The sequence below is a fragment of the Protofrankia sp. CiP1_Cm_nod3 genome (assembly GCF_982290655.1).
The window spans coordinates 13,754-26,163 of record NZ_CEVIVD010000031.1; the positions used below are offsets into that span (position 1 = coordinate 13,754).

Sequence of the window (12,410 nt, forward strand, 5' to 3'; positions counted from 1 at the left end):
GCCGGCGGCTGGTGACCGCCGGCTGGTGACCATCGGCCGGCGGCCCTGCCGTCGAACGCGCCGATCATGCCTTTCGGGCGCTCGGCGGCCCGGGCGCGGCCGGGCGGCTAGCCGACGATCTTCGGGTCGGTGATGATGACGCCGCCGAGCACGGCGTCGATCCGGGCCAGCAGGTCGGGGCCGAGCTTCACCCCGGATGCCCTGACGTTCTCGTGGACCTGCTCCGGCCGGGACGCCCCGATGATCGCCGATGCCACGTTGTCGTTCTGGAGCACCCAGGCCACCGCGAGCTGGGCCGGGGACAGGCCGGCGTCGGCCGCGACGGGCAGCAGGTCCTGCACCCGGGTGAGGACGTCGTCGCCCAGCAGCCGCTGGATGAAGCGCCCGCCGTTCACGCTGGTGGCGCGGGTGTCCGCCGGCGGCGGCTGGCCCGGCCGGTACTTGCCGGTGAGCACGCCCTGCGCGACCGGTGACCAGACGATCTGGGAGATACCGGCGGCCTGGGACGTCGGGACGACCTCGGCCTCGATCGTGCGCCACAGCATCGAGTACTGCGGCTGGTTGGAGATGATCCGGTCGAAGCCCAGCTCGCCGGCGATCCGCACCGCGTCCGAGATCTGCGCGGCGCTCCACTCCGAGACGCCGACATAGAGGACCTTGCCGGCCCGCACGAGGTCGTCGAAGGCCCGCAGGGTCTCCTCCAGCGGCACCGTCGGGTCGTACCGGTGCGCCTGGTAGAGATCGACATGGTCGGTGCGCAGCCGCCGCAGCGACGCGTGGCAGGACTCGATGATGTGCTTGCGGCCCAGGCCCCGGTCGTTGGGGCCGGGGCCGGTCGGCCAGAAGACCTTGGTGAACAGCTCGTAGGACTCCCGACGGACGCCGTCGAGCGCCTCGCCCAGCACGGCCTCGGCGCGGGTGCCCGCGTAGACGTCGGCCGTGTCGAAGGTGGTGATGCCCTCGTCGAGAGCGGCCTGTACGCAGGCGAGCGCCTGTTCCCGTTCGACCTGGTCACCATGGGTGATCCAGTTGCCGTACGAGATCTCGCTGACGGACAGTCCGCTACGCCCGAGTCGTCTGTGCTCCACGCAGCCACCTTAGAACGCCCGTGCCCCGGGACGCCCGGCCGTGAAATCACACGTTCATCGTTGGCCGTCCCGGCGGCTCACCCGGGGCCGGGGCATCCGCCAGCGGGGCGGCAGGAGCGCGCGCTGCACCGCGTAGGCCCGGACCCGGACCCGCGAGTCCGGGTACTTGCGCGCGACCTGGCCGCTGACCTGGCGGGCCAGGACCACCGAGTCGACGGCCACCGCGAGGACGCCCAGCAGCATCAGCGAGGTGGTGACCAGCCGCACGTACGCGTTGGGGACGATGCCGCCGAGGAAGTACACCAGGGCGGCGGCGAGGAAGAACGGCCCGATGTTGCGGCGGGCGTCGACGAGGTCCCGGGCGAGCACCCGCTCGGGGGCGCGCTCGCGCGGCGGCAGCCTGCTGACGTCACCGGAGAGCATCGCCGCCCGGTACTCCCGGGTCGACCGGCGGCGCTCCTCGCGGCCGCGGGTCCGGGCCTCCTTGCGGGACGCCGTGGCGGGCAGGGCGCCGCCGCGGGCGCGCGCCGCCCGTGCCTGGCTGCGTTTCGGGGTGGGACGGCCTTTCCCCACCCCGCCCCCCGGCCGGTTCCCGGGCTCGGCGTCGGCGGGGGGAGCGGAGCCGGCGGTGGCCACCGGTGTGCCCGCGGTGCCCGCGGTGCCCGCGGTGCCCGCGGGATCGTCGGGGACGGACGTGCGTCGTTTCAACAGGGCCATCAGGGCAGTGCCAGCATCTGGTCGAGGGCCTTCCGGGCGTGTGCCGCGACGTCGGGGTCGACCGTGATGCGGTTGACCGTCTCGCCGCGGACCAGGGACTCAAGGGCCCACACGAGGTGGGGCAGATCGATACGGTTCATGGTGGAGCAGTAGCACACCGTACGATCCAGGAAGACTACGGTCTTGTCAGGGTGCCGGTTGGCCAGCCGCTGCACCAGGTTCAGCTCGGTGCCGACGGCGAACCTGGAGCCGGGCGGGGCGGCATCCACCGCCTTGATGATGTACTCCGTCGAGCCGACCAGGTCCGCGGCGGTGACGACCTCGTGCCGGCACTCGGGATGCACCAGCACGGTGACGCCGGGTATCCGGGCGCGTACCTCGTCCACGCAGCCGAGGCTGAACCGGCCGTGCACCGAGCAGTGCCCCTGCCACAGGATCATCCGGGCGTCCCGCAGCTGTTCGCGGGTGATGCCGCCGCCGGGGCGGTGCGGGCTGTAGACGACGCAGTCGTCCAGCGACATGCCCATCTCCAGCACGGCGGTGTTGCGGCCGAGATGCTGGTCGGGCAGGAACAGCACCCGCTCGCCGCGCCGGTCCGGCCCGAACGCCCAGTCCAGCGCCCGGCGGGCGTTGGAGGACGTGCAGATGGTGCCGCCGTGCCGCCCGGTGAACGCCTTGATGGCGGCGGAGGAGTTCATGTAGCTCACCGGCACGGTGCCGTCGGCGAGGCCGGCGTCTGCGAGCGTCTCCCAGGCCTGTTCGACCTGTTCGGCCGCGGCCATGTCGGCCATGGAGCAGCCGGCGGCGAGATCGGGCAGGATCACCTGCTGGTGGTCGCCGGTGAGAATGTCGGCGCTCTCCGCCATGAAGTGCACGCCGCAGAAGACGATGTGCCCGGCCTCGGGCCGGGCGGCGGCCTGCTGGGCGAGCCTGAACGAGTCGCCGGTGACGTCGGCGAAGGCGATGACCTCGTCCCGCTGGTAGTGGTGGCCGAGGACGAAGACCGAGTCGCCGAGGGCGGCTCTGGCCGCCCTGGCCCGCTCGACGAGCGTCGGGTCGGACGCGGGCGGCAGCGCGCCGGGGCAGTCGACCCCGCGCTCGCTGCCGGGATCCGAGCCGTGCCCGAGCAGCAGCAGCTCGAGCGGCCCGGCCAGGGAGCGGGGGCGCGGCGGGGACGGCGGCGTGACCGGAGGTGTTCCCGGCGCCGCGACGCCGGCGCGCTCGAGCGCGGGATGGGTCGTCATGCTCGCTCCTGAGGTCGACCGGCCGTGGCGTGGCCTGGCCGCACGCATGGGGACGTATGGTCGGTAAGACTCTAACTCGCCGCGGCCCTGTACCGCATCGTCTGGGACCTTCTGCCGTACCGCGCGGGACGAGTTCGTGATCACGCCGCGGGCCGCGTGCTTGGTCATGCGCGGACGATCTGCGTACGATGGGAAGGCAATCGCGGCGGGCGGCGTTCCAGCCAGACGTGTGCAACGGCTTGCTGGTGGCGGCCGCCGCTGGTAGTGACTCGGGTAGTGACTGCTGTCGCGATGGCAGGAACGGCGACCGTGCATGAAGGGTGGCGTCGCAGGCATCCCATGTTGTTGCCTACAGTGATGCGCACATCTCGGATGCGCATGTATTGCGAGTAGCCGAATACCTGGCATCCCTGCACACGTATCCAACCGGCCGAAGGAGGAGCGACAGTGGCTGTCGTCGTGACTCCCCACGCCCCAGGGAATATTCACTAGGGAGCAGCCTCCATGACAGTCCAGGACACGACGACCGATACGGCGACCGGCGTGGACACAGCGACTCGTCCGAACACCGTCATCCTGACCGACGTGGCCGCGCACAAGGTGAAGAGCCTGCTCGAGCAGGAGGGGCGTGAGGACCTCCAGCTGCGGATCGCTGTCCAGCCCGGCGGCTGCTCCGGCATGCGCTACCAGCTCTTCTTCGACGAGCGGCAGCTCGACGGCGACATCGTCCTCGACTTCTCCGGTGTCAAGGTCGCGGTCGACCGGATGAGCGGCCCGTACCTCGGCGGGGCGACGATCGACTTCGTAGACACGATCGAGAAGCAGGGCTTCACGATCGACAACCCGAACGCGGCGGGTTCCTGCGCCTGCGGCGACTCCTTCCACTGATCCCACTGATCCCACTGATCCCTGTGATTCCCGCGGTCCCTGGTGCCCGCTGATTCCAGGGGCCGGGGGCCAGGCGTTGGTCCCTGGGGCCGGCCGGCCGTGTTGTCGCGGTCGCGGCCGGGGTGGCGGTAGGCGTCCGTCGCCGAGGTGACAGCGGACGGACGGGCCGGGGTGCCGGACACCTCCGGGCTACCGACGGTATCCGTTCGGTGCGCCGTTGGTTGTGACGTGTGGCCGGCTGGGCGCTCCCAGCCGGCCACACGCCTGCCGTGCCCACCCGTGCCGGCGGTCGTCCTGGCCTCGTCCTGGCCTGCTGCCCGTGTTTCACCGTGCGGGAACGCCGGCCAGGCACGGGCGGATGCCGGGTGGACCCGGCGGTTTCGGGTGATGGCCAGGTAGAATCACGCATCGTGCCTATTGCCGTTACGGGTTCCATCGCGACCGACCATCTCATGCGCTTTCCGGGCCGGTTCGCCGAGCAGCTGCTGGCCGACCAGCTGGACAGGATCTCCCTGTCGTTCCTTGTCGACGACCTGGTCATCCGGCGCGGGGGAGCGGCCGCCAACATCTGTTACGGGCTCGGACGGCTGGGCCTGCGTCCCGTTCTCGTCGGGGCGGTGGGCGAGGATTTCGCCGGCTACCGGTCCTGGCTCGACCGCAACGGCGTCGACACGAGCTCGGTGTATGTGAGCGAAGTCGCCCACACCGCCCGTTTCGTGTGTACCACCGACGACGATCTCTGCCAGATCGCCTCCTTCTATCCCGGCGCGATGAGCGACGCCCGGCTGATCGAGCTGCGCCCGGTCGCCGACCGCCTGGGCGGCCTGGACCTGGTCCTGATCAGCCCGAACGACCCGGAGGCGATGCTCCGCCACACCGACGAGTGCCGCGAACGGTCCATCCCGTTCGCGGCCGACCCCTCCCAGCAGCTCGCCCGGATGGACGGCCCACAGATCCGCCGGCTGGTGGACGGCGCGGCCTGGCTGCTGTGCAACGAGTACGAGAAGGGCCTGCTGGAGAGCAAGACCGGCTGGTCGGACGCGCAGGTGCTCCAGCGGGTGGGCATCCGGGTCACCACCCACGGCGCGGACGGCGCTGCCATCGAGGCCGTCGGGCAGGCGCCGATCCGGGTGCCGGTCGTGCCCGCCCGGATCACCCCGGATCCGACCGGCGTCGGGGACGCCTTCCGCGCCGGCTTCTTCGCGGGGCGCGCCTGGGAACTGTCCTTGGAGCGCAGCGCGCAGCTTGGCTGCCTGCTCGCCACGCTGGCGCTGGAGACCGTCGGCACCCAGGAGTACGAAACCGTCCCGGCCGAGCTGGTCAAACGCCTGTCGGAGACCTACGGCGCGGACGCCGCCGCGCAGATCGCCTCCCACCTGCCCACGGCCTGACCGGGGGCTCAGGCGAGGCGGCGGACGAGGTAGGCCGTCCCGCCCGTGGGCAGCGGCCGGGTCGCGACCAGCTCGTGGGAGCGCATCCGGCACCAGGCGGGGACGTCGAGGTCCGCGGCCGGGTCGTCCGCCCACAGCACCAGGGTGGTGTCGCGGTCGAGCTCGCCGATGCGGCGGGCCAGCTCGATGACCGGCAGCGGGCATCGGCGGCCCCGCGCGTCCACGGTGAACGCCGCCGTGTCCCAGCGGGCGTCATCCGTGTTACTCGTTCTGTCCGCGTTCTTTGTCATGTTTCCGCTGTTCGGCTGTTCGGCTGTTCGGCTGTTCGGCATGGGCTGGCTTGTCCGGCGCGGGGCGGCCGCGCGTCACAGCCCGGCGGCCCCGGCCCGTTCGCGGACGCGGGCGACCGCGTCCGGCAGGACCGCGAGCAGGGCGTCGACGTCCGCGCTGTCGGACTCCCGGCCGAAGGAGACCCGGACGTTCCCCTGCGTCAACGCGCCCATCGCGGCGAGCACGTGGCTCGGGGTGAGCGTGTCGGAGGTGCAGCTGGAGCCGCTGCTGACCGCGATCCCCGCCCGGTCCAGCTCGTGCAGCAGTGACTCGCCGTCGACGTAGAGGCAGGAGAAGGTGAGCAGGTGCGGCAGCCGGCCGGCCGGGTCGGGGTCGCCGAGCACCTCGACGTCCGGTATCAGCTCGGGCAGCCGGGCCCGCAGCCGCCGCACATAGCCGGCCAGGCGCGGCCCCTCGGTGACGATCTCGTTGGTCCGGGCGTGCAGGGCCGCGGCCGTCGCGACGATCCCCGCGACGTTGGGGAAGCCGGCGACCCGGCGGCCCTCGCGCTCGTCCGCGGGCAGCGGGCTGACCCACCGGCGTCCGGTGCGCACCACCAGGATGCCCACGCCCGCCGGCCCGCCGAACTTGTGCGCGCTGGCGCTGAGCAGGTCGGCGCCCAGCGCCGTGACGTCCACCGGGATCCGGCCGAGCGACATGGCCGCGTCCACGTGCAGCGGGACGCCCGCGGCGTGCAGCACCTCCGCGGCCGCGGCCACCGGCTGGATGGTGGCGACCTCGTGGTTGGCGTGCTGCAGGCTGGCCACCGCCGTGTCCGGCGGGGGGGTGAAGCCGGCCGGGTCGACGCGGCCGAACCCGTCCACCCCGACGGTGCCGACCAGGCCGCCGGCGTGCTCGTGCCACGCGGCGGCGTGCAGGACGCAGGAGTGCTCCACCGCGCTGACCAGGATGCGGCTGCCGGCGCGGCGGCGGGCCCGGGCCGCGCCGAGCAGCGCGAGCTGGGCCGCCTGGGTGCCCGACGCGGTGAAGCTGACCTCGTCAGGCCGGGTGCCGATCACCCCGGCGACCGTCTCCCGGGCGGCGTCGAGCAGCATGCGGGCCCGCCGGGCGTCGCGGTACAGCCGGGCCGGGTCGGCCCACCCCTCGTCGATCGCGGCCAGCAGGGCCGCCCGGGCCGTCGGATGCAGAACGGCCGTAGAAGCATGATCGAGATAGGCCGGCACGCCTCCCACGGTATGCCGAGTGTCGAGGTCGCCGAGGCGTGTCATTGCCCGTAGCCCGTAGCCCGTAGCCCGTAGCCCGTAGCCCGTAGCCCGGCGATCGGTGGGCTCACGTCCGTCGGGCTCAAATGTAACCACGGTCCAGTTGCATTTCCGCGGGTGGTTACGTTTCCTCTCAGCAGCCACGTGCCTGTATCTGATTTTCAGATATGTTGGTGGTCATGCGCACTGTAACGGCGACCGAGGCGTCCCGCGGGTTCTCGGATCTGCTTGACGCGATCGAGGCCGGCGAGACCATCACAATTACGCGAGGTAACCGTACAATCGCGGAAATTAGGCCGGCGCGTCGGCGGACCGGAGCCGACCTTCGAGCCGTGCTTGTCGGCACCACGCCACCGGATGACACCTTCGAGGCGGACATCGCGGAGGCGGTCGGTCACCTGGCCGTGGACGAGGGCGACCCGTGGGCCGCCGCCTGATCCTCGACACCAGCATCCTCATCGCCTACGAGCGGGGAACGGTCGACCGCGCCGCCCTGGACGACGACGAGCTCGCGGCCGCGGCCGTGTCGATCGCCGAGTATCGGGTGGGGATCGAACTGGCCGACACCGCGGCCAGGGCCGCCCAGCGTTCACGGGCGCTGGCCGCCATGACGTCCGTGCTGGACGTGCTGGACTACACGCAGAGCACGGCAGCTCACCACGCCCGTCTCATCGTGGCCGCGCGCCGGATCGGACGGCGTCGCGGCGCCCACGATCTGATCATTGCGGCCCATGCGGCCGAGACCGGACGGATCGTCCTCAGCCATGACGCCAAGGCCCGTTTCGCCGATCTTCCTGGCGTCCTCGCGGTGGAGGCACAGGCGTCCTCCGGCCACGGATTCGGGAAGCCTCCGTAGCCGCGGGCTGCGGCGGGCCGTTTGTCGCACCGCAAGCCGGCGGCGGAGCGAAAAGGTGCTCCGGCGGGTTGTCCGGGATGCCTTCGCCGGCGCGGGAGGCGCTCCGGGCGGCCTTCCTCGGGGCGGAAGGGGTCACCTCCTGAGGCTCTGGCGTGATGCCGGACGGGTAGCTGGGATACGCTCCTGCCGCAGCATCTACAGCTTGTCGAAGAGCCCTGCGCCAGGCCCGGTTGGTTCGCCTGGGCCGGCGCATTCGTGGGAGGCAGGACCTGGTGACCCGATCCTTCGGCCGACCTCGGCCGTTGCCCGCCGATGTCGAGGAAGCGGCCGCCTCCGACGCTGCCCGGGCGGGGAGCACGAACCGCGCGCGAGGTTCTGATCACCGCGCCGCCCGCGCCCGTCCGTGGCGCCGCCGCCTGGCCCTGATGGCCGGGCTCGCGCTGCTTGTCATGACCGCGACCGGGTGTGATGTTCCCAACTTCGGTTTCCCCGACGGAGTGACGGACCAGACACCGCGCATCCTGAACCTGTGGCAGGGCTCCTCGATCGCGGCGCTCGCCGTGGGCGTGTTCACCTGGGGCCTGATCTTCTACGCGATCACCGTGTTCCGGAAGCGGTCGGACGACCTGCCGCGGCAGGTCCGCTACAACCTGCCGGTCGAGATCCTCTACACGGTCGTGCCCCTGGTCATCGTAGCCGGGCTGTTCTACTACACGGCCCGGGACGAGATCGAGATCAACCGGCTGCCACCCGACCCGGACGTCACGATCAATGTGATCGGTTTCCGTTGGAACTGGCAGTTCCGCTATCTCGACACCGGCCGCGACGGCACCGCCCCGATCGAGGTCACCGGCAAGCCCGGGGAGCCGGCCGTCCTGGTGCTCCCGCAGGGCCGGACGATCCGTTTCATCGAGACCTCGACGGACGTGATCCACTCCTTCTGGGTGCCCGACTTCCTGTTCAAGCGGGACGTGATCCCCGGCCGGATCAACCAGTTCCAGCTCACGATCACCAAGACCGGCACCTTTGTGGGCCGTTGCGCGGAACTGTGCGGGGTCGACCACGACCGGATGAACTTCTCCGTCAAGGTGGTCCCCGGTGACGAGTACGACCGGTTCATCGCCGAACGGACCCGCCCGGTCTCGGACGTGACCCCGGCCACAGTCACCGCCGCCGGGGCGCCCGCGCAGACATCCGCCGTACCGAACACCTCCGGGAGCCGACAGTGACACTGGTGCACGAGCCGCCGGCCGGCCACGTCGAGGATCTCCACACCAGGCCGCGGACGAACCTGCTCGGCTACCTGCGGACGACGTCCCACAAGGACATCGCCGTGATGTACGGCGTGACCGCCTTCGCCTTCTTCCTGTTCGCCGGGATCATGGCTGAGCTGATGCGGATCGAGCTCGCCCGGCCCGGTCTGCAGGTCCTGTCGAACGAGCAGTTCAACCAGCTGTTCACGATGCACGGCACGCTGATGCTGCTGATGTTCGCCACGCCTATGGCGTTCGCGTTCGCGAACTTCCTGATACCGCTGCAGATCGGCTCGCCGGACGTGGCCTTCCCCCGGCTGAACGCGCTGTCCTACTGGTTCTTCCTTTTCGGCAGCCTGACCGTCGTCGCGGGATTCCTGACCCCGGGTGGCGCGGCGGACTTCGGCTGGTTCGCCTACGCGCCGCTGAACAACTCGGTCTATTCACCGGGGGCCGGTGCCGACCTGTGGATTCTCGGCCTGGCGCTGTCGGGCCTGGGCACCATCCTCGGCGCGGTCAACATGATCACGACGATCCTCTGCCTGCGGGCGCCTGGGATGACGATGTTCCGGCTGCCCATCTTCTGCTGGAACTTCCTGATCACCTCGATCCTGGTGCTGGTAGCCTTCCCGGTCCTCACCGGCGCGCTGCTCGGGCTTGAGGCGGACCGCCGGCTGGGCGCGCACATATTCGACGCGGCCAACGGCGGCGCGATCCTGTGGCAGCACCTGTTCTGGTTCTTCGGCCATCCCGAGGTCTACATCATCGCCCTGCCGTTCTTCGGCATCATCAGCGAGGTGCTGCCGGTCTTCTCCCGCAAGCCGCTGTTCGGGTACAAGGGCCTGGTCTTCGCGACGGTCGGTATCGGCGCGCTGTCGGTGGCGGTGTGGGCACACCACATGTTCGCCACCGGCGCCGTCCTGCTGCCGTTCTTCGCCTTCCTCTCCTTCCTCATCGCGGTGCCGACCGGCATGAAGTACTTCAACTGGATCGGCACCCTGTGGCGCGGGCAGATCACCTTCGAGACGCCGATGCTGTTCGCGCTGGGCTTCCTCGTGACATTCCTCTTCGGCGGTCTCACCGGTGTGCTGCTGGCCAGCCCGCCGATCGACTTCCACGTCAGCGACAGCTACTTCGTGGTCGCGCACTTCCATTACGTCGTCTTCGGCTCGGTGGTCTTCGCCGCGTACGCCGGGATCTACTTCTGGTTCCCCAAGGTCACCGGGCGGCTGCTCGACGAGAAGCTCGGGAAGATCCATTTCTGGACGTTGTTCTTCGGCTTCCACCTCACCTTCCTGATCCAGCACTGGCTGGGTGTGAAGGGCATGCCGCGCCGGGTCGCCGACTACGCGCCCACCGACGGTTTCACCACCTACAACACGATCTCCACGGCCGGCGCGCTCCTGCTGGCCACCTCGACCCTGCCGTTCATCTACAACGTCTGGCGTTCGTACAAGAAGGGCGAGCTGGCCGTCGTGGACGACCCGTGGGGCTACGGGAACTCCCTGGAATGGGCGACGTCCTGCCCGCCGCCGCGCCACAACTTCCGCTCGCTGCCGCGTATCCGCTCGGAACGGCCGGCCTTCGACCTGCACTATCCGCAGGCGGCGGGCCGAGTCGACTACCACGCCACACCCGAAATCAGATAGCCGGCCCGTGGGCCGGCGGGAAAGCAGCTGAAAGGGAGGAGCAGTAGCCATGAAGATCGAAGGCGTGGTCTTCCTCGTGTTCACGATTTTCTGCGCGGTGGTCGACGTGGTCTACTGGTTCACGTCACAGGATCCGACCGGCACCGTCGCGTTGGCGCTGTGCGGCGGCCTCGGCCTGCTGGTCGGTGGCTACCTGCTGTTCACCGCCCGCCGGATCGGGGCGCGCCCGCAGGACCTGCCCGACGCCGAGGTCGCCGACGGGGCCGGGGAGCTCGGGCACTTCACCCCGGGCAGCTACTACCCGGTCTTCATCGCCCTCAGTGCCAGCCTGGTCGGCCTCGGCATCGTCTTCGGTGTCTGGCTCGCTCTGATCGGCGGGCTGCTGACGCTGTTCTTCGTCACAGGCCTGCTGTTCGAGAACCTGTGGCACCCACCCGTCCCCGAGGACTGATCGACAGGTTCCCGGTGGGCCGGACAGCGGCTCACCGGGAACAGGGCCCGGGTGCCGGTCGCGCCCACGCGCGGACGGCGACGAAGCTGCGACAGGGCCGGCCCGCCCTGTCCTGTGGGCGCTGGCCTCAGGCGCTGGTGGACGCGGCGGCGACAGCCGCCTGGCTCGTCCTGACCCAGCGTCCCAGCGCGGCTTCTGCCCCGCCGGAATCCAGCGACCACGCGGCCCGGCCGAGCTGACGCTGGATCTGCTCGCCCACCGGGGCGGCGGTCGGCCCGGTGGCGGCGACCAGAGCCGCCGCGGCGGCCAGCAGGACGGCGTCGCGCACCAGCCCGCGACGCCCGGCCAGCAGGACACGGGCGACCTCGGCGTTGTGGGCGGCGTCACCACCCCGCAGTTCCGCGGGGTCGCCGGGCTGGATGCCCACCGTCCGTGGGTCGAAGATCTCCTGCCGGACCGTGCCGCCACTGACCACCCACACCGTCGACGTGGTCGCCGGCGTGAGCTCGTCGAGCCCGTCGTCGCCCCGGAACACCAGGCCACGGGTGCCACGCGCGGCGAGCACGCCCGCGACGACCGGGGCCAGCCGCGGGTCGGCGACCCCGATGGCCTGGGACGCGGGCCGGCCCGGGTTGGTCAGCGGCCCGAGGATGTTGAAGAAGGTGGGCACGCCGAGCTCGCTGCGCGTCCCGGCCGCGTGGCGCATGGCCGGATGGAAGACCGGGGCGAAGCAGAAGGCCGCGCCGGCCCGGGCCAGGCAGGTGCCGACGGCGGCCGGCGGCAGGTCGATGACGACGCCGAGCTCCTCCAGCAGGTCGGCCGTTCCGCACAGCGAGGACGCGGCCCGGTTGCCGTGTTTGATCACGGGGATGCCGGATCCGGCGACCAGGAGCGCCGCCATGGTCGATATGTTCACCGAATGTGACCGGTCTCCGCCGGTACCGCAGGTGTCCACCGCGCGTTCCCGGACGTCGTCGGAGACCTCCAGCGGCGCGGCGTGCTCGAGCATCGCCTCGACCAGGCCGCGGACCTCCTCGGCGGTCTCACCCTTGGCCCGTAGCGCCACCGCGAAGCCGGCGATCCGGGCGGGTGACGCCGCGCCGGACATGATCTGCCGCATCGCCCAGCCGGTCTCCTCGGCGCCCAGTGCCTCCCCGCGCAGGAGCGCCGTGAGAAGCTCGGCCCAGCTCGGCGGGCCAGCGGGTGTGGGGCTGGCCGGCTCGTCGCTGTTCGTGCCCGTTGGCTGCGTGCCTGCTGGCTGCGTGCCCGTTGGCGTGGCCGTCATCCCTGTCTTTCCCCGCTGTGGTCGTATCCGGTTGC

Annotated in this window: 13 protein-coding genes; 7 read left to right on the forward strand and 6 right to left on the reverse strand. The window is 71.1% G+C overall.

What is annotated here, in order from left to right; genetic code table 11:
• Window positions 1-107 precede the first annotated feature (107 nt).
• Genes AC5LUJ_RS08700 through nadA form a run of 3 tightly spaced genes read right to left on the reverse strand, consistent with a single transcriptional unit; the run spans window position 108 to window position 3,049 of the window.
• Window positions 108-1,088 (reverse strand): aldo/keto reductase family protein, encoded by a 981-nt coding sequence (locus AC5LUJ_RS08700; RefSeq protein ID WP_250292021.1) that lies wholly within the window; start codon window positions 1,086-1,088, stop codon window positions 108-110.
• A gap of 54 nt (window positions 1,089-1,142) precedes the next feature.
• A complete protein-coding gene (locus tag AC5LUJ_RS08705; RefSeq protein WP_250285804.1) occupies window positions 1,143-1,805 on the reverse strand; it encodes a DUF3043 domain-containing protein in 663 nt (220 codons plus the stop codon).
• Window positions 1,805-3,049 carry a quinolinate synthase NadA gene (gene nadA / locus AC5LUJ_RS08710; protein ID WP_250285803.1) on the reverse strand — a complete coding sequence of 415 codons (1,245 nt, stop codon included), beginning with the start codon at window positions 3,047-3,049 and terminating at the stop codon, window positions 1,805-1,807. The genes AC5LUJ_RS08705 and nadA overlap by 1 nt, the downstream gene beginning before the upstream one ends.
• Before the next feature lie 504 nt (window positions 3,050-3,553).
• On the opposite strand from nadA, the gene AC5LUJ_RS08715 reads away from it, so the two are divergent.
• Both AC5LUJ_RS08715 and AC5LUJ_RS08720 read left to right on the forward strand, forming a co-directional pair.
• Window positions 3,554-3,937: a HesB/IscA family protein gene (locus tag AC5LUJ_RS08715; RefSeq protein WP_250285802.1), complete on the forward strand. Its 384-nt coding sequence runs from the start codon at window positions 3,554-3,556 to the stop codon at window positions 3,935-3,937.
• Between the two features lie 410 nt (window positions 3,938-4,347).
• Window positions 4,348-5,328 (forward strand): carbohydrate kinase family protein, encoded by a 981-nt coding sequence (locus AC5LUJ_RS08720; RefSeq protein ID WP_250285801.1) that lies wholly within the window; start codon window positions 4,348-4,350, stop codon window positions 5,326-5,328.
• Window positions 5,329-5,336: 8 nt separating this feature from the next.
• On the opposite strand, the gene AC5LUJ_RS08725 is transcribed toward AC5LUJ_RS08720, so the two are convergent.
• A complete protein-coding gene (locus tag AC5LUJ_RS08725) occupies window positions 5,337-5,618 on the reverse strand; it encodes a sulfurtransferase TusA family protein (protein ID WP_250285800.1) in 282 nt (93 codons plus the stop codon).
• A 75-nt stretch (window positions 5,619-5,693) separates the two neighbouring features.
• On the reverse strand, window positions 5,694-6,842 hold the full coding sequence (locus AC5LUJ_RS08730; RefSeq protein WP_493464754.1) for a cysteine desulfurase family protein: 1,149 nt from the start codon (window positions 6,840-6,842) through the stop codon (window positions 5,694-5,696).
• Between the two features lie 218 nt (window positions 6,843-7,060).
• On the opposite strand from AC5LUJ_RS08730, the gene AC5LUJ_RS08735 reads away from it, so the two are divergent.
• From AC5LUJ_RS08735 to AC5LUJ_RS08755, 5 genes are all read left to right on the forward strand, one after another.
• Complete coding sequence (locus AC5LUJ_RS08735) at window positions 7,061-7,318, forward strand: type II toxin-antitoxin system Phd/YefM family antitoxin (protein WP_250286164.1); 258 nt, start codon at window positions 7,061-7,063, stop codon at window positions 7,316-7,318.
• Window positions 7,303-7,737, forward strand: a complete 435-nt coding sequence (locus AC5LUJ_RS08740; RefSeq protein WP_250286166.1) for a type II toxin-antitoxin system VapC family toxin — start codon at window positions 7,303-7,305, stop codon at window positions 7,735-7,737. Before AC5LUJ_RS08735 ends, AC5LUJ_RS08740 begins: the two co-directional genes overlap by 16 nt.
• A 272-nt stretch (window positions 7,738-8,009) precedes the next feature.
• On the forward strand, window positions 8,010-8,966 hold the full coding sequence (gene ctaC, locus AC5LUJ_RS08745; RefSeq protein ID WP_250286168.1) for an aa3-type cytochrome oxidase subunit II: 957 nt from the start codon (window positions 8,010-8,012) through the stop codon (window positions 8,964-8,966).
• On the forward strand, window positions 8,963-10,639 hold the full coding sequence (ctaD, locus tag AC5LUJ_RS08750; protein ID WP_250286170.1) for an aa3-type cytochrome oxidase subunit I: 1,677 nt from the start codon (window positions 8,963-8,965) through the stop codon (window positions 10,637-10,639). Before ctaC ends, ctaD begins: the two co-directional genes overlap by 4 nt.
• Before the next feature lie 49 nt (window positions 10,640-10,688).
• Window positions 10,689-11,090, forward strand: coding sequence for a cytochrome c oxidase subunit 4 (locus AC5LUJ_RS08755; RefSeq protein ID WP_250286172.1), 402 nt, complete (start codon window positions 10,689-10,691; stop codon window positions 11,088-11,090).
• A gap of 127 nt (window positions 11,091-11,217) precedes the next feature.
• Here AC5LUJ_RS08755 and trpD read toward each other — a convergent pair whose 3' ends face one another.
• A complete protein-coding gene (gene trpD, locus AC5LUJ_RS08760) occupies window positions 11,218-12,375 on the reverse strand; it encodes an anthranilate phosphoribosyltransferase (protein ID WP_250286174.1) in 1,158 nt (385 codons plus the stop codon).
• Between the last annotated feature and the right edge of the window lie 35 nt (window positions 12,376-12,410).